The sequence below is a fragment of the Paenibacillus tundrae genome (assembly GCF_036884255.1).
Taxonomy (GTDB): Bacteria; Bacillota; Bacilli; order Paenibacillales; family Paenibacillaceae; genus Paenibacillus.
In genome coordinates this window covers 743,550-761,551 of the sequence record NZ_CP145605.1, presented here as the reverse complement: position 1 = coordinate 761,551, position 18,002 = coordinate 743,550, and the positions used below count along the sequence as shown (strand labels likewise).

Annotated in this window: 14 protein-coding genes; 6 read left to right on the top strand and 8 right to left on the bottom strand. The window is 46.2% G+C overall.

Annotation, left to right across the window (positions count from 1 at the left end; all coding sequences use genetic code 11):
- Nucleotides 1-159: 159 nt before the first annotated feature.
- A complete protein-coding gene (locus tag V6W81_RS03480) occupies nt 160-1,206 on the top strand; it encodes an LCP family protein (RefSeq protein ID WP_145052386.1) in 1,047 nt (348 codons plus the stop codon).
- A 105-nt stretch (nt 1,207-1,311) separates the two neighbouring features.
- Entirely contained in the window at nt 1,312-2,637 is a 1,326-nt protein-coding gene (locus V6W81_RS03475; protein WP_338541557.1) for a glutamate-1-semialdehyde 2,1-aminomutase, read from the top strand.
- Between the two features lie 138 nt (nt 2,638-2,775).
- Here V6W81_RS03475 and V6W81_RS03470 read toward each other — a convergent pair whose 3' ends face one another.
- Complete coding sequence (locus V6W81_RS03470) at nt 2,776-4,155, bottom strand: PLP-dependent aminotransferase family protein (protein WP_338541556.1); 1,380 nt, start codon at nt 4,153-4,155, stop codon at nt 2,776-2,778.
- Nucleotides 4,156-4,278: 123 nt separating this feature from the next.
- On the opposite strand from V6W81_RS03470, the gene V6W81_RS03465 reads away from it, so the two are divergent.
- The 4 genes from V6W81_RS03465 (at nt 4,279) to V6W81_RS03450 (ending at nt 9,168) form a co-directional block, all read left to right on the top strand.
- Nucleotides 4,279-5,220, top strand: a complete 942-nt coding sequence (locus V6W81_RS03465) for a DMT family transporter (RefSeq protein WP_338541555.1) — start codon at nt 4,279-4,281, stop codon at nt 5,218-5,220.
- A gap of 201 nt (nt 5,221-5,421) precedes the next feature.
- A complete protein-coding gene (locus V6W81_RS03460; RefSeq protein ID WP_338541554.1) occupies nt 5,422-6,528 on the top strand; it encodes a GerAB/ArcD/ProY family transporter in 1,107 nt (368 codons plus the stop codon).
- Nucleotides 6,509-7,978, top strand: coding sequence for a spore germination protein (locus V6W81_RS03455; protein ID WP_338541553.1), 1,470 nt, complete (start codon nt 6,509-6,511; stop codon nt 7,976-7,978). The genes V6W81_RS03460 and V6W81_RS03455 overlap by 20 nt, the downstream gene beginning before the upstream one ends.
- Nucleotides 7,975-9,168 (top strand): Ger(x)C family spore germination protein, encoded by a 1,194-nt coding sequence (locus V6W81_RS03450; RefSeq protein WP_338541552.1) that lies wholly within the window; start codon nt 7,975-7,977, stop codon nt 9,166-9,168. Before V6W81_RS03455 ends, V6W81_RS03450 begins: the two co-directional genes overlap by 4 nt.
- A gap of 114 nt (nt 9,169-9,282) precedes the next feature.
- On the opposite strand, the gene V6W81_RS03445 is transcribed toward V6W81_RS03450, so the two are convergent.
- The 7 genes from V6W81_RS03445 to V6W81_RS03415 all read right to left on the bottom strand — a co-directional run bounded on the left by V6W81_RS03445 (nt 9,283) and on the right by V6W81_RS03415 (nt 17,931).
- Nucleotides 9,283-9,705: a sensory rhodopsin transducer gene (locus V6W81_RS03445; RefSeq protein ID WP_430701327.1), complete on the bottom strand. Its 423-nt coding sequence runs from the start codon at nt 9,703-9,705 to the stop codon at nt 9,283-9,285.
- A 64-nt stretch (nt 9,706-9,769) separates the two neighbouring features.
- Complete coding sequence (locus tag V6W81_RS03440) at nt 9,770-10,999, bottom strand: rhamnogalacturonan acetylesterase (RefSeq protein WP_338541550.1); 1,230 nt, start codon at nt 10,997-10,999, stop codon at nt 9,770-9,772.
- A 44-nt stretch (nt 11,000-11,043) separates the two neighbouring features.
- Nucleotides 11,044-11,883, bottom strand: a complete 840-nt coding sequence (locus V6W81_RS03435) for a carbohydrate ABC transporter permease (RefSeq protein ID WP_128100237.1) — start codon at nt 11,881-11,883, stop codon at nt 11,044-11,046.
- A 2-nt stretch (nt 11,884-11,885) separates the two neighbouring features.
- A complete protein-coding gene (locus V6W81_RS03430) occupies nt 11,886-12,788 on the bottom strand; it encodes a carbohydrate ABC transporter permease (RefSeq protein ID WP_145052359.1) in 903 nt (300 codons plus the stop codon).
- A gap of 323 nt (nt 12,789-13,111) precedes the next feature.
- Nucleotides 13,112-14,395: an ABC transporter substrate-binding protein gene (locus tag V6W81_RS03425; RefSeq protein ID WP_338541549.1), complete on the bottom strand. Its 1,284-nt coding sequence runs from the start codon at nt 14,393-14,395 to the stop codon at nt 13,112-13,114.
- 220 nt (nt 14,396-14,615) lie between these two features.
- Nucleotides 14,616-16,169 (bottom strand): response regulator transcription factor, encoded by a 1,554-nt coding sequence (locus tag V6W81_RS03420; protein WP_338541548.1) that lies wholly within the window; start codon nt 16,167-16,169, stop codon nt 14,616-14,618.
- Nucleotides 16,144-17,931, bottom strand: coding sequence for a sensor histidine kinase (locus tag V6W81_RS03415; protein ID WP_056699760.1), 1,788 nt, complete (start codon nt 17,929-17,931; stop codon nt 16,144-16,146). Before V6W81_RS03415 ends, V6W81_RS03420 begins: the two co-directional genes overlap by 26 nt.
- Between the last annotated feature and the right edge of the window lie 71 nt (nt 17,932-18,002).

Sequence of the window (18,002 nt, the reverse complement as noted above, 5' to 3'; positions counted from 1 at the left end):
AAGAAATTATAATAGTATCAGTCGAAATTCAGCAAGCTTTAAAATAGTATGAGGAGCGTCCTCTCTCGCATCTGTGAAAGAGGTCGTGCTCGGAAAACCTCGGCTAGATGATCATCGGACTGATTTTTTAATTCATTTTGAATACAAAGGAGAGCTAGCATGACCAGAAAGACGAAGAGAACCATATGGATCTCTCTTGCCGCCTTCGTATTGATTGTTGGTGGAGCTGCGGCATTTTATTTCGGTTCTATTCTCAATCAGTTGAATGGTTTGCAAAAGGAAGGCGACGAATCTCCGTTTGCCGGTATCGAAAATGTTGAAAAAGTGAACACACCTGACCCACCGAAGTGGGAAGGAACCGACACCGTAAATATTTTGGTTATGGGTGTCGATGCTCGTGGATTAGCCAAAGGCGAAGTTCCTCGTTCAGACAGCATGATGGTGGTATCACTTGATCCACTCACCAAAAAAATTAATCTGTTCTCCATTCTGCGAGACACTTATATGAATATAGACGGCTACGGTAAGGATCGGATTAATACCGCGATTACACATGGCCCTAACACAGCAATGAAAGCCGCAAGTGACTTACTCGGTATTCCTGTTCAGTATTATGTGTATACGGATTTCCAAGGATTCATTAAATTAGTGGATGCCGTTGGCGGTGTGGATTTTGATGTAGAGAAGGACATGCATTATACAAGTAAAGCAGACAATAACGAATACGACATTGATCTTAAAAAAGGCTATCAGCATTTAGATGGAAATACCGCTCTGATGTATGTACGCTTCCGTCATGATGCCATGTCAGACTTCGCACGTTCAGAGCGTCAACGTGAGTTCCTCAAGGCGGTTGCAGCAAAGATGCAGTCGACGACAACCATCGCAAAGCTGCCTTCCATTCTGGAAGAGGTTAGCCCTTATGTAGATACGAACCTCACCCTTTCCGACATGTGGAAGCTAGGTGGACTCGGATATCAGAGCAGCATGAACGGCAGTGAGCAGATTCCACCAATGAACATGCTCAAGGAAGAGCGCACAGCCGGTGGTGCACAAGTATTAACGGTTACGAACGAAGAGAAGCTCAAGCAGCATATTCAGGATATCATTCATCCGCCTGCTGAGCCTGAAGACAACGGCACGGTAACGGAAGATAAAACGGCTAGTGGTGACGAACCCAAATCCTCCGAACAGCCAGCACAGTAACAACTTCGAAGTAGAAACACGCAGAGGGCAGCTATCACGCTGCCCTCTCGCTGTGTTGTTTTATGAATAAATATCATGCAAACCATATTGAAAGGAAGTTATCCTATGAACTCATTCCCATCTCGTTCACGTTCCGAAGTTTTATATGAAGAAGCACTCCAACATATCGTTGGTGGCGTTAATAGCCCTTCACGTTCGTTCAAAGCCGTTGGCGGTGGTGCACCCGTATTTATGAAAAAGGCACAAGGTGCTCATTTCTGGGATGTTGATGACAACAAATATATTGATTACCTTGCAGCTTACGGCCCTATTATTACAGGACATGCCCATCCCCATATTACAGAAGCGATTACGAAAGCAGCTGCGAATGGCATCCTGTACGGCACACCAACAGAGCTTGAAATTCATCTCGCCAAAATGTTAAAAGAAGCGATTCCTTCCATGGATAAAGTTCGTTTCGTCAACTCAGGTACCGAAGCTGTCATGACAACGATCCGTGTAGCACGTGCATATACCAAGCGCAACAAAATTGTAAAATTCGCTGGCTGTTATCACGGGCACTCCGATCTCGTATTAGTCGCAGCAGGCTCTGGTCCATCTACGCTTGGTATTCCCGATAGCGCAGGTATTCCAACGAGCATCGCCCATGAGGTTATTACCGTTCCTTTTAATGATCTGGATGCTCTCAAAGACGCTCTGGAGCGTTGGGGTGACGACGTTGCCGCGGTAATGGTTGAACCCATTGTAGGTAACTTTGGTATGGTCATGCCTGAACCTGGCTTCCTAGAAGGGCTCTGCGCGATGACACGAGACAATGGTTCACTCGTCATCTATGACGAGGTTATTACCGCATTCCGTTTCCACTATGGTTCTACTCAGACATATGCTGGTCTGGATAATCACGCTGAGATTGAACCAGATCTGACCGCATTAGGTAAAATTATTGGCGGCGGTCTCCCGATTGGTGCTTATGGCGGACGTAAACATGTCATGGAACAAGTTGCTCCGCTCGGGCCTGCCTATCAAGCAGGAACAATGGCGGGTAACCCTGCTTCGATCTCTGCGGGTATTGCCTGCCTTGAAGTGTTACAAGGTGAAGGTGTGTACGAAGAAATGGAACGCCTGGCAATCGATCTGACCACAGGACTGAAGGCCTCAGCTGATCGCCATGGCATCGATGTAACGATCAACCGAATCCGCGGCGCCTTCTCCACCCATTTCTGTAATCACCCGGTCACGAACTATGATCAGGCACAGGATACAGATGGAGAACAGTTCGCCTCCTTCTTCCGGCATATGTTGAACCGTGGCATTAACTTAGCTCCATCCAAATATGAAGCATGGTTCCTGACTACTGCACATACCGATGAGGATGTACAAGCAACATTAGAAGCAGCCGAAGCTTCCTTCAAAGCGATGGCTCAGGAGTAATATAAGACGCTAAGTCATGTCTGAAAACTCGCTGAAGTGCATCCTTCGGAATTCCCAGACACGCCTTAGAGGCGTCGATAAACGGTGATGGTGACCGTTTACGACGCCTCTTTTTTATTCGTTTCTACCTGATCCATTTTAATGCTGGACTACATTTAACCTCGTAATCTGCTCTGCGATTATTCGCATTCCCTCTGCAATTCGCTGTTTCGGCACATTCGAAATGTTCAATCGCAGCATTTTATCCCCATGCAACTCCTCCGGGTAATACCGCTCCGTAGTCCCTGCCATAACTCCATGCTGCTCCAAACGCGCCAACAATGCCTTAAGTGGAATGTTCGATGGGAGTGGTAACACCGTATGTTCTCCTCCTGTCCGCGGCGCTTCCTTAAAAGGTGTAAATTCAGGATAGGCGTCTAGCTGTTCATGAACCTTAAGCATGCGTGCGGCATAACGGCTACGAATCACTTTGCCATGATGGGCAAACATGCCACTACTGATATAGACCTCTAGTGCAGCCTGAGAAAGGACGGAGGTGTCAATATCGAGCATCTTTTTATACATATTGAAAGCAGTGGTAAGCTTCGGAGGCAGGATTGCTATCCCTATGCGCAGGCCGGGAAACAGGATTTTGGAATAACTCTTCAGATAGATGACCCGCCCCTCTGTATCATAGGAGAATAAAGGATCCTGCTTCGAATTATCCTCCAGATCGGCCAAATAATCGTCCTCAACGATGTAAACATCGTACTTGATGGCTAGCCGAATTAAATGCTTCTTCTCTGATGTTGTCAGGGAAGTTCCAAGTGGATTGTGAAAGCGTGGCATTACATAAAAGAATTTGATATCCCCCTCACGAAATTGGCATTCTAATTCATCCCAGTCTAATCCATTCAGCGAACGCTTAACCCCCGCAATCGGCACGTTTAATCCACTTAAAAGTGAAGGCATATTGTGATATGTCGGTAATTCAAGCAGAACCCGTTGCTTCCCGTTTGGGAAGGGCATTAGCGCGAGCACTGCAAGCGCCTGCTGTACACCAGATGTAATAAAGAACTGATCCATACGAGCAAAAACCTGATAATCAGCAAACTGTCTCTGCACCAGCTGGATGAGCGAAGGCAGACCTCTTTCCGTCCCATATAGAAATAAATCAGCCTGTTTCTTCTCCATCGCTTGATCCACACAATGGCGAAAATCTGAGTACGGGAATACCCGTGGATCAGGTGCAGCTGAAGCAAAATCCAGTGGCCCATTCCATTCAGCCTCATCTACATCTGTTCCATTCTGTACAGCATAATAGCCAGACTGAGGAATCGCATACACCAGATGTCGTTCCTCCAGCCATTCATACGCCTTAATCACGGTGCTGATGCTACATTGATGCTGTTCGGCTAAGGCACGAACTGCCGGAAGCCTGATCCCTTTGTCCATCCATTGCCGAGTGTCCTGCTCACGAGCTTGCTCCTGAATCCAACGTTGTACGGACTCTGCGATCACTTCATATTTCTTCTTCATACCACGTTCGCACCTCCACAATTGTACCGGTACAGTCTGTATTTATGTTTATTGTAACACGTTATTCTCGGCAGTATATTGATAGGGTCAACATGATCTTATGAAATAAGCGGAGGAATCGACATGAAGCAATCCCCTACTCGTACTCAAGGTTTGGCCTATATGGCAGCCGTTGTCTATGCGGCTATTATTGGCTTATCCTTTCTATTTGCCAAAATGACAGTCAATATTGCCCACCCGATTGATGTGTTAGCACACCGATTCGCGTTGTCCCTGTTAGTAGTCAGTATACCTGTTGTTTTTGGATGGATTCGGATTAAGCTCACATGGCAAGATCTATTACGGATTATCCCACTTGGGCTTCTATCTCCTGTATTATTCTTCGCATTTCAGACATTCGGACTAGTCTCGTCGAATTCATCAGAAGCTGGCATTATTCAGGCAATGGCTCCTATATTCACGCTCATTCTAGCTTCGGTCTTTCTGAAGGAAAGCACAACAACGTTGCAAAAGCTATTTCTGATGTTGTCAGTGGCTGGTGTTGTCTACATCTTCTTGATGAAAGGCACTGCGATGTCGCTCGGCAATTTTAAGGGTATTGCACTACTTCTGCTCTCCACCATTTGCTTTGCAGGTTATGGTGTTCTTGCACGACCCTTGACGCAAAAATATAAACCGATGGAATTGACGTGGGTAACCTTAATGGTTGGAGCCATAGTCTTCAACGTCACATCTGTCATTCGCCATACTTCAGTCGGGACATTGTCGGATTATATCAAACCACTTGGGGATGGTTCTTATCTGGGCTCGATCGCCTATCTGGCTATATTATCAACAATGTTCTCTACCCTGCTTGCTAGTTACGCCTTGACTCATTTGGAGGCTTCGCAGATGAGTGTATTCAGCAATCTGTCCACGTTAATTTCAATTGCAGGCGGGGCATGGATTCTACATGAGCCAGTGAGTGGCTATCATTTTATCGGAGCATTGCTCATTATTGCGGGTGTGCTTGGCACCAACATGAGTGGTAGAAAGCGTCGTCTAGAGGCTAAACCTAGAGCCTGAGTTAGCATTAATTCATTGTAGGATTAAACAAATACATCGAACTACGTAACGCTCTCCTGTATGAAGCACAGGATTCAAGTAAACACTGCTGAGATAATCCTATAAATGCGTGTTCAAAAAGGACGGTTTTCAGTCCCAAGAAGATGGGATGAAGCTAAAAACTTTTTGAACAGCCTCTATTAGGAAGGAGGTTCTCTCAGCATGAAACCAACCCAGCCTTCATTCTTGCAAGCATTAATGCTTATGATGTTAACGGTGGGACTTGTCAGTCACGTATTGATCATCCCGGCTCTTCTCACGGCTGCCAAACGAGATGCGTGGATATCCGTTCTGCTGTCTGTAGGCCCCTTCCTCTTATTCACCCTCATGCTTGCCTACGTCTCCCGGCATCTTGAGCATCAAACCTTCAATAACTGGTTATCGAATCATCTCGGTAAACCGATTGGTCTGCTGTTTCGTATAGGGAACAGCCTCTTCTTCCTGTCCTTGATCTATTTCACTTTGCACGATACGACCACTTGGACCAAAACGAACTATCTGCAGGATACTCCGGTAATCGCGACGACCATCGCCTTGATGGCTGTCTGTGGCTACACCGCGTATAAAGGCATACGCACGCTGGCGTTCACAGCCGGATTACTTCTTCCACTCGTGGTTCTGCTTGGCTTCTATGTAGCTATCGTTAATATGCAGTACAAGGACTACAGTCGCTTGCTACCTGTGCTTGAGCATGGATGGTTACCTGTCATGAATGGCACATTGTACTGCCTGGCTGGCATGTTTGAGTTACTGTTTATCTGGTATATACAGCCTCATCTGCGTTCTCGTATTCGACTGTGGCAATATCTATTACTGGCCTGCATTATCGTAGGATTAACGCTTGGCCCACTGATTGGAGCCATTGTGGAATTCGACCCATATGAGGCGGCCAAAATGCGTTACCCTGCTTTTGAGGAGTGGCGCATTGCTTCCTTGGGCAAATATATTGCCCAAACGGATTTCTTTTCGATCTACCAGTGGCTCGCAGGCTCTTTTACACGGATATCCCTCGGTATGTATATTGTGGTGGAGATATGGAATATTAAAAACGCCTATACAAGAAAAGCTGCCTTTAGCGCGCTCACTGTCGTTTTTATTATGACGATGTTACATCCATTGGATGATATCACGTTCGAATTTTTGCTCGTACATGTTATTTTCCCAGTTAACGTGCTGTATCTGAGCAGCCTTGCTGTAGTCGCCACTTTCACTGCGTGGTTCAGTTCGCGCGCTCAGAGGAGGAAACAACATGGAGCACACACTGATTAACTCCGAGTCCCCAGATTCCCTTCATGCTTCGTTACAGCAGTTGTTTAAGTCCTGTGCAGACGTTGTTGTTCAAGCCTACCCTTCTAAGCAGCCCGCTGGATTATCTGTCATTTTGGTATATTGTGAGGGCTTAACAGATACCAAACAGATTAATCAATATGTTGTTCCTCGACTAGAACAGGCTGAATTAGATGCAGGCATGCCGTTACCTTCACAACTAGGGTTCTCCATGAGCTCCATTCCGGATATACAGGATGTGCCCAACATTAATCGTCTCGTATTTAGCGGACAACTTGTCCTTTTCTTCGGGCAAGGACATCCGGCCTATAGCATGGATATTGCCTCTATTCCTGGGCGTACACCCGAGGAATCCGCTATTGAAACATCAGTCAAAGGACCCCGCGATGGGTTTACCGAAGAGCTTAGCACCAACATTGCCCTGATTCGAAAACGTCTAAAAAGTGACTCCATGTGTTACGAGAAATTCGTTAAAGGTGACCGGACACAAACCTCTATGGGACTGTTGTATATAGGCGATATTATTAACCCTGATATTCTAAGTGAAGCCCGCAACAATCTTAATCAGATTGAACTCGATGGCGTTCTCGGAACCTCGCTTGTCGAAAGGGCCGTTATGGGCGGAATCAAAAGCATTTTCCCTTTAACAGATAGCACTGAACGTCCTGATTATGTCGTTGATTCCATACTTAACGGTCGCTTTGCTGTTCTCATCGAAGGTTCTCCAGTAGCAACAATTGCACCTACTACCTTATTCAATCAACTGAAGTCACCCGAAGACGAGAGCACCCCGTTCTTTATCGTAACCTTTGAGCGGATTCTTCGTATTGCGGGGTTATTAATCGCCTGCTTTTTTCCTGCCTTCTATATTGGACTTACAAGCTTCAATCTGGAACAGATTCCACTACCTCTTCTCGCAACCATTGCGGGTACCCGAATGGGATTACCTATGCCAGTTACACTCGAAGCTTTCTTAATGATCTTTATGTTTGAATTATTTAATGAAGCTGGACGTAGACTTCCCAGAGCGCTGGGACAGACGGTTAGTGTCGTCGGTGGACTCATTATCGGAGATGCAGCCATTCGAGCGGGAATTACCTCCCCCACCATCATTGTGACTGTGGCAATCTCTGTCATTTCTAGCTACATCCTTGTGAATTCCGTGCTAGGGGGGGCCACTTCACAGATCCGAATTTTCATGCTGGTTCTCTCTTCTGTGCTCGGGCTATTTGGATTCATGATTGGTTTCTTCGCCATAATCGTACACTTGGTGTCACTAGAATGTTACGGCGTATCGTACCTGTCTCCTGTATCTCCTTATATTCCTGGTGACTTTACTCAATCTGTATCGATGCTGCCTACACTGAAACGCAAACAACGCCCTAAGGCTCTGCATACTCAAGATTCCACCCGAAAGAAGGGGAAATCATGAAGTACACTGTGCAGTTCATGACATGCCTTACCCGAAAAATAGGGCTCTGGCTGATCGCCATGATTATGGCTATTCCTCTAGCTGGATGCTGGGATTCGAAGGAAGTCCAGAGCATCAATTTCATCACTGCGCTGGGTATTGATTATGTTAAGGATCACTATGTCGCCTATGCGCAACTCATTGATTTTTCGAGCATTGCGAAGCAAGATGGACCTACCTCACGTGAAGGAAGCCAGGTCTGGATTGGTCAAGGTGAGGGCGCAACACTGAATATGGCTGTCAACGATCTGTACCGCAGTTCTCAACAGCAGACGTTGTGGACCCATGTGAAGGCCATCGTATTAACTCAAAATTCGCTAAACGGGCATCTGGAGGATATCTTCGATACACTTATGCATTCCGGGCAACTTCGTTATACGCCTTGGATTTACGCTACGACGGACGATATGAAGGATCTGCTCTCTTCATCCGCTCTGCTGAACCAATCTGAACAGACGATCGAGTTATTCGAGCCGGTTAAGCTATATAAACAATATTCAGCGTTTGAGCCTATTCGAATGCATCAGCTTCTAGATGGATTCCGAGAACCCGCGTCTACCGTTCTGGTTCCCTCTGTTACGAATACGAATCACACATGGACAAACCAGGATCGGAAGCCACCGCTCGTGCAAATGAATGGATTTTACGTTATCACAGGTGGTCAGAATCAAGGAAAAGTCGACGCAGATCATGCGGCAGGAGCAAGGTATGTTAACTACAACAAAGTCTATCAGTATCCTCTGTACGTCTATTCGGACAAGCAAAAAACACCCAGTCTATCCCTCATGCTCCGTGATCCACGAACCGTGATACGAGCGAAGAAGAATGGAAACGGGGTTCAGTTTGATCTGAAGACCATCGTTAAAGGCACGATCATTGAAGACCATAGCACACATCAATCCAAACGCATGCTGGAACAAGAAGCTGCGCAGCAAATTCAGAACGAAATACGACATACCTTTCAACATACACAGACGATGAAAATAGATACCTATGGCCTGGTCGAGTATCTATACCGACATGACCATTCCTTGTGGGCTACACACGCCAACAAACGAGCTGATCCTCTCGCCCATTTCAAGTTGGGTCAGGTGGACGTTCGTGTCGACATTATGAATGCAAGCACCTATAAATATAATGCTTCAAAATAAAAGACGATCCATATCCCCTACAGTAAGCAGTGGGTAGATGCATCGTCTTTTGGTGCGCTAAAGTGTGCTATCCTTTTGATGTTCTAACATTGTTGGTGTTCCACCATTATTCATCTAAGCTATCGGAAAAGCGACTACACTCATCAATGCTAATTCAGGCTGCGTCGTATCCAAACGACTGTACTGCACTATGATCGGCACATTGCTGGACACTGTTATAGCGTAAGGCACTCCGAGTGGAATCGACTCACCATTTGCTTGCAATGAGGCTGTTCGAATGTGTTTGGTTCTCCGCCCAGGTACCCTTGCCGATACCTGCTCCAATGGATCCCGATCTTCGAAGAAAATGGTGATCTCAAGTTCAGCATCTTCTGTGCCAGTGTTTAATACACAGATACTCTCATGGCTCTCCAATGCACCGCTACTATCTGGAGGAATGTATCCATCGGGGATTACCCAATATGTATGGCCTTTTGCTCCCCCTGCGCTGTTTCCTTTAGTATCGCTCGTAACATTTGTCTGATTCGTTCCCACTATGCCAACCTCCTCGTCTTCAACTGCGTGCTTCCGATTGACCCTTGCTTCATGCTAGAACTCTCGCCTAACGCAAGAACATCTGTAATGGCTGTAATCTTAACTCACGGATGGCTTCTGCCACTTGCTCGGCAAGACGATGAGCACCGCGTTCTTGAAAATGAGTATTATCTTCCACGCCAGCAGGGAAGTTCATAAATTCACCAGGCAGTACCCACATAAAATCCTCTTTGGTGCCCTCGATGCCTGTCTGCTCGAATAAAAGACGGCTTCGCTCAGCAAGATCAATCAGCGGTACTTCCTCCTCTTGCGCTAATTCACGTACGGCTACGATATAATCACCGTGCGTATCTGTCAGCGTACCGTCGTCTGCAAAATAGCGACGATGAACAGGAGTAACCAGCACTGGACGAGCCCCCGCCTCACGGGCGACATCAATATACTTTTTCAAATGCTCTTTATATGTTGTGAAAGGCTTTGTTCCCCGACTAGGGTCTGGCTTCTCATCGTTATGTCCGAATTGAATAAAGAGAAAATCCTCTGCCTTGATTTTCTTCTGAATGGCGTCTAAGCGTCCTTCATTAATGAAACTGCGAGAACTGCGCCCTGACTGCGCATGATTATCTACAGCCACATCGTGTTTGAATTGAGCCGGCAACAACTGCCCCCAACCACAGTAGGGGTAGCCACTCTCTGGTTGATCCGTAACCGTGGAATCGCCTGCGAGAAAAACCGTCATGGTCTGATTCGCAAGTGTTACTTCCAATGCATTAATTCGTGGTGCTGAGCCAGAGAAGGATAAGCGCAGCTTGCCCCCTCGAACAACGACGGAGAATCGAATCTCTGCACATTGTCCTGGCAACGTATGGATGGTTGGCACCATGAGTCTGCCTTCTCCAGCTTTGACACGAGTACGTGTCTCAGCCAGCTCATCTCCTGCAATCATCATTACTTGATACGTGCCATCAGGCACATCCATGACAAAAGCAGCTTTCGTTGGAATACAGAAGCTTGAACGTAATTGGGAGGCCAGGTTAACCGGCTCCCCATTACCTGGAGTGCGATTAGCCTCTCGTGATGACTCATTGTCATGAATCCGTTGTTTCTCATACACGATGGAGCCTCGTTCAAATCCGAATCCCTGTTGAGCCTCATAGATTGTACTTGAAGATACCGCCTTGTATCCTTCTATTTCTTCTCCAGGTCCAAACTTAAACTTCCATGCTGTAACTGTACTCTCGTTGTTCTCTACCGTTGCCCCCGAGGCAACGGAATGACGATCCTGAGCATTATTCAATGGAAATAGCCTCCTTGTTCAGCGTTCTGTTCCAACGCGTGCAATTAGCCTTTCAAACCGCTAGTGCTCATCCCTTGTACAATTTGTTTCTGGAAGATAAAGAACACAGCTACAACAGGTACGAGACTGACGATGGACATCGCGAACATCGCTCCCCAGTTGGAGGCAGATTCGCTATCCAGGAACATTTTCAGAGCCATCGAAACGGTATATTTATCCGGTGAATTCAGGTACAATACTGGACCCAGCAAATCCTCCCATCTCCAATAGAAGGAGAAGATTGCGGCAGTAGCCAGTGATGATTTGATGAGTGGCATAATAATCTGAATGTACAGCCTAAATTTGTTACATCCATCAATCGTAGCTGCCTCATCCAATTCCTTAGGAATCGTTCGAATGAACTGCACCATCAGGAAGATGAAGAACGGCATCCCGAAGAATGTAGGAACAACGATCGGCAATATCGTATTCAACCAACCAAGCTTCGTAAAGATGATATATTGAGGAACGAGTACAACGTCATGTGGCAGCATAAGAGTCAACATCATAATGGAGAACCAGAAGGCACGTCCTTTGAAGTTCAGTCTGGCAAAACCAAAAGCAATCAATGATGACGATATCACTGCACCAATAGTTGAGATGATAACAATGACAAGCGAGTTCGTAATATAATCCATGAACGGTCTGCCGCCAGCACCTTTCCAGCCATCAACATAGTTGCTCCATATCCATTCTGTTGGGAAGAGCGTGTCTGCCGTGACGAAGATGGTACGGCTCTCCTTGAAGGAACTGAATAGCATCCAGAGCACTGGATAGAGCATCAGGAGGGCTAGTGCTGCAACGAACAGGTGATATATGGGCCATTTAACATTTCTCCAAACCATCGTTACTTCCCTCCTTCGGATTCATAGAATACCCAGAATTTAGATGTCAGGAACACCGCTACAGTAAGCAAACCAATCATCAGCAACATGATCCAGGCCATTGCCGAAGCGTAACCCATGTTGTTAAACATAAACGCCTGACGGAACAGGTACAGGGAGTAGAGCATCGTACCGTCCATTGGGCCGCCTTCTCCTTTGGAGATGATATAGGCAGGTACAAACGTCATGAATGCACCAATGGTTTGCATGATCAGGTTGAACAGAACAATTGGACTGAGGAGTGGCAAGGTAATGCTGAAAAATTTACGAATCGGATTCGCTCCATCCACACCCGCTGCCTCATACATCTCAGGAGAAATATTTTTGAGACCTGCTAGGAAGATCAACATGGAGGAACCAAACTGCCACACGGACAGCGAGATTAGCATAACGAGAGATGCATCCGGATCACCAAACCAGCTTATTGGCCCTACTCCGATTGCTACGAGTGCACTGTTAACGACACCTTCGTTACTGAAGAGGTTGCGCCACATAATGGATACAGCGACACTACCACCGATGATCGATGGTAAGTAGTACAAGGTACGGTACGTTCCAACCATGCGAGAGCCAGTATTCAGGATCATCGCTACGAAGAGGGCGAAGATCAACCTTAACGGTACCCCAATGAATACATATAGGAATGTTACCTTAACCGAGTTCCAGTATTTCGGGTCTTCAAAAAACATCTTGTAGTAGTTGTCGAGCCCGATCCAGCGCGGAGAAGTGAACAAGTTATAACTCGTGAATGACATATATAGAGAAACAAACATGGGGATCAGCGTAAAGCCCAGAAAGCCAATAATGAACGGGCTGATAAACGCATATCCGGTCAGGTTTCTACGTAACGACGAATACTGTCTCAATGGAACGAACCTCCTTCATAGTGCGTGTTCAAAAACGACGGTTTTCAGTACCGAGAAGATGGGATGAAGATAGAAATGGAGTAGCGGAGCGTAGATAGAGCTACGTGAGCAACGGACATTTCGGCTGAATCTCATCTTCGATGCTGAGATGCCGTCAGGCATCCATCGTAATCAAAAGCGGACTTTTTGAACAACATCTCATAGATCTGCTTGCGCTACGACTGGTTTCTCAAAATGATTGGACGGGGAAAGGCCCTCGCAGAAGCGAGTAGCCCTGTTCCCGTCCATCCCATTCGCGGGATGAGCAAGCAATCATTCAACTGTTATTTATTGTTGGCTAGGACAGATTCAGCATTTTTGCGGAATGTCTCTGCCGCTTGCTCTGGTGTGATTTTGCCAAAGTTCAGTTCTTCAACAACATCTGCTAGAGATGAGATTACTTCAGGTGAACCTACTGGTGGTGGTGGGCTCATTGGAGAAGCTTTCGGCTCCATCGATGCTACGAATTCAAATACCTGTTTGGTTGCATCGCTCAGTTCAGGTGCAATCGCTTCTTTGATTGCTCCAGAGATAGGCACACCGCGCTCACCTTTGATCAATTTGTTAGCTTCTACATCGTTCACCCAGAAATCGATGAATTTAGCAGCTTCTTCTTTTACTTTCGAGTTGGACGTTACACCCCAATACATACTTGGCTGCATATAAAGACCTTTTTCCATATCAGGACCTGGCATTGGTGCGAATGCAAGTGGACGGTTAGCTACTTGTTGCAATGCTACGAACTGATTCGACCATTGCCATACACCGATTCCTTTTTCTTTAACAAGATCGGATTCTTCAATAATGCCTTTGGTTTGGTTAGCAATATCTGGCGTAGGTGCTGCACCTTGCTCAATCATGCGACGCATAAGTCCGAAGAACTCAACGAATAATTTATCGTCGTCGTAGCCAAGCCCCGTTCCTTCCGCATTGTACAGTGACAGTCCTTTGGTACGCAGGAAGTAGTGGAAGAAGATATCCGGCGCTACCCCACCATCCAAATACAGACCTTTATCCGCGGCTTGTTTACCCAGCTCTTCGTAGGTTTCCCAAGTCATATTGTCCGGAATGGCATCCACACCTGCTTTTTGAAGCAATGCTGGATCGTATTGGAAACCTAGAACGTTAACACCAGCAGGCACACCATACTGTTTGCCGTTAATTACGCCAGTGCTGATAACATTCTCGGAGACATCATCTACTTTGATCTGGTTGCCTAGATATGGAGCCAGATCCTCTAGCTGACCATTCTGTGCATATTGACTGATATAGGAGATGTCCATCTGCACAATGTCAGGCAACTGACTTGCCGCTGCTTGTGGAGCGAGCTTTTTCCAGTAGTCATCAAATGAAGCATATTCCACGTCAATTTTGACATTCGGGTTTTTCTCTTTGTACAGGTCGATGACCTTCTGTGTGTATTCATGCCGTGCGTCTGAACCCCACCAAGCGATTCGTAGGTTAACCGATCCATCTGAGGATGAGCCCTCTGATCCTCCGCCTGAACTACATGCTGCTGTAAAAACCAGCAATGCAGCCATCATCAGGAATATTGCCTTTTTCACCATGCCAATCTCCCCTTTTATGTTGATATGGTTGTGTGAACGGGTTACCTTTTCTTTCCTGATAACGCTTTCACAAACTTGATAATTCATTTTCGCAAATGTACGCGCATAGTTGAATACACAAATCCGTCTTGTTGGTTTAAAAAACAGAGGAGGACGACATTGCCCCTCATGGCACTGTTCGTCCTCCCCATATCTTCACCACAGGATCGGTGTCCAATTGTTACGTGCCGGATCTACGGAATTCAGTAGGTGTCATTCCCGTCCACTTTTTGAACACCTGACTGAAATATTGCGAGTTACCTCCGAAGCCGAATAATTCGGCAAGCTCAAATACTTTTACATCCCCGCCTCTGCGAATATGATCACATGCCCGTTCGATCCGAAGTCGATTCACATAGTTTGAAAAATTCTCACCGGTCACCTTTTTGAAAATTTTCCCTAAGTAATCCGGATTCATATATAACATCTGATGTGCTACGCCGTTTAGCGAGAGATCTGCTTCACCGTAGTGACGATCTACGATATCCATCATTTTCTCCACCGCCGAAGACTGGCGACTGATATGGTTCTTGTAGTAACCCGAGGTCAACCGAGCTGCACTGCTGGATACAAAGGATTTCAGACCAGATAACGTATCGATATGAGATAGCTCTGCCATCCGCTGAGTGAATTCCGTTGCCTCTTCGGGTGGACAGACTTGAATCATTGCCGAATACAATTGCACCACATAGGAACGAGTAACCTCAATCTCCAGCTGATGCTCTGATAACAGATCAAACAGACGATCCACTTCAGAAGCTGCTTCTTCGGCATTTCCCGACTTAATTAATTGACACAACTGATCCGCATCCTGTTCCACATGTATACCTTCGCGTTCGCCCGCTAATACAAGGTCGCTCTTCGTTATTAGCTTCCCTTCTCCGATGAAAAAGCGATGGTTCAGACATTGCAGTGCTTCACGGAACAGACGCCGAGCCTGGATCATTCGATCTGCTTCGCTTAGTGCAGCAGTCACCTGTAATTTATACAAGCGAGTAAATGTGGCCCGAACTTCTTCAATACTTTCCTGTAATGTAACTGCATCAGCGGAATCTTTCAGCAAAATCAACAGCTTTCCTTCAATCGTTGTACTTAACATGACATGTGGGAGAAGATCATTCGCGATATTCTTGATCGCAAATAAATGACTGTAATCATGCTCATCTGCAATTCGGAACAGCAATAGGCGAACTTCAGTATCCTCAAGCTCCAGATCGAACAGCTCTTGATAGTATTCCAAGTCACCTGGTCCATAGGTTCGATTCGTCATGAATTCAAGCAGAAACTGTTCTTTCACATGTGGAAGAACCCGTTGCAGTCTCTGCTTCATCTCTCCGGCTACATGCTCCTTCACCTGGGCATCCTGCTGTTCCTGTAGCAACTCGGATAAGGCATCATGGATCTGATTCTCATTACAAGGCTTCAGCAGATAATGCTTCACCCCATATTGCATGGCTCTGCGGGCATACTCGAACTCCTTATAACCAGACAACATAATAAACCGTAGATCAGGATAGGCCTCGGATGCCTTCTCAATAAGTCCAAGACCATCTAGACCAGGCATGGAAATATCCGTAATGATAATGTCAGGACGGGATTGCCCAATTTTGTCCAATGCTTCAATTCCGTTCCTTGCCGTATCCACCAGCTCTGTGCCTGCTGCGGCCCAATCGACCACCTGGGAAATCCCCTCTAGAATGACACGCTCATCATCTACGAGCATCACTTTGTACATCGTCATCGTCCTCTCTAATCCAAGGTATGCTGATCGATACTACAGTTCCTGATCCAGGGCTGCTGCTCATGACCATTGTGCCTTCATCACCGAAGGTCAGTCTGATCCGTTCTTGAATGTTTGATAACCCAATGCCCTGCCCTCTTGTCTGAATCTGTCCCTCCTGCAATTGTTGTAGGAATTCCGCTGTCATTCCCGGACCATCATCCTCCACTTCAATAATCACCTTATCCCCGTCTGCCCTCGCTCGGATGCGAATTCGGCAAGGATCTATGCTTGGTTCCAGCGCATAATGAATGGCGTTCTCCACCAAAGGCTGTAATGTCAGTTTAGGAATCCGTGCTGTTCCCACTTCAGGAGCAATCTCCATGTCAAAATCAAGTCTTTCCTCAAAGCGTGTACGCTGAATCGTCACATAGCTGCGCACGATATCCAATTCTCTTTCGAGCGTAATCCACTTTTCAGACATATTCACTGAGCTTCGTAACAAAAACCCAAGTGCCTCTACCATTTCAGAGATTTGACGTTGTTTCTGAACTTTGGCGAGCCAATTGATCGATTCCAGAGTGTTATATAAGAAGTGAGGGTTGATCTGCGCCTGAAGCGCTTTCAACTCTGTCTCACGAATCACCAGCTGCTTGGCATAATTCTCATCAATCAATTCACGGATGCGCTGTAGCATCATTTTGAAGGTTCGATGTAATAGCCCAACCTCATTTTGCGGGGAAGACGGGATATCACCAAGTGCAGCTTCCTCCAGCTTGTCGAGATCACCCTTTTCAATATTGCGCATTTTCTTGATCAAATGGGCAATAGGCTGAGTGATGCTACGCGAGAAACGGAATCCGAATATAAGTGCCGCCAGAAATATGACAATGAAAATAACCGTTACCAGCTGTTTGACAAACTGAACCTGCTTAAACATCTGATCAAAGGGAGTCATATACAGGTACACCCAATCTGTGTAGGAGGAATGAGCTCGGGCGACAAAATTCCTTCCTTGTTCAAACATAGCAATGCCATATGGCTGAATTCGCTTCAATTCTGACTCAATTTCAGATTCACTGACTGAGGGTTCAGTTGGATAGATGACTTCTCTACCATCCGTAATGAGTAGCTGAGAATCCTCTGCCGGATGCTGCATCTGATCCTGGACAATGCGATCCAATCGAACACGAATCACTAACGTCCCCAGCTTATCCAGTGTAAACGCACCGCCAATGAAGGATTTCACCTGTCTTACCGATAGCAATCTCGCTTGGCGATCCCCGCCGGTATACCATGCATTTGCACCAGAATGCTGCTCACCGAGCGCAACCAGCTCATTTTGCATTGCTTCGGATACACCCTCTCGGTTTCCCGCAGCCATAATATTTTTATCATTATCAATAAATATCATGGAATACACGTATTTCTCCGAGCCTGCATAAGCGACAAGTCGATTGGTGATCTTCTTGCGTACACTGTTCTTTTCGTATCCCGTCTCTGCCTTCTCCAACTGCAGCAGATATTGCTGTAGCGGTTCGTCCGACATGACTTTGAAGGATAGATTCGTGATCTCCCGAAGCTGATTCTCGATGCCTACAGAGGACATATTAAGAACCTGTGATGACTTCTCGTAAATCTGACGGTCATAGATGCTGAAGACATATCGCAGGACGGAGACATAAAAGGTGAAGCTGACCAACATCAAAAGCCCGATGAGAAGGATGGTTTTGTGATGTATTGGCAACGTCATGAAAGCGTTCTTAATTTTCCTCATCCAAAGCGCTCCTTTGACTGGAGAAGGGTACGATGCTTCTTATGGCGTGTAGAACGACTGTAAGTTATTTT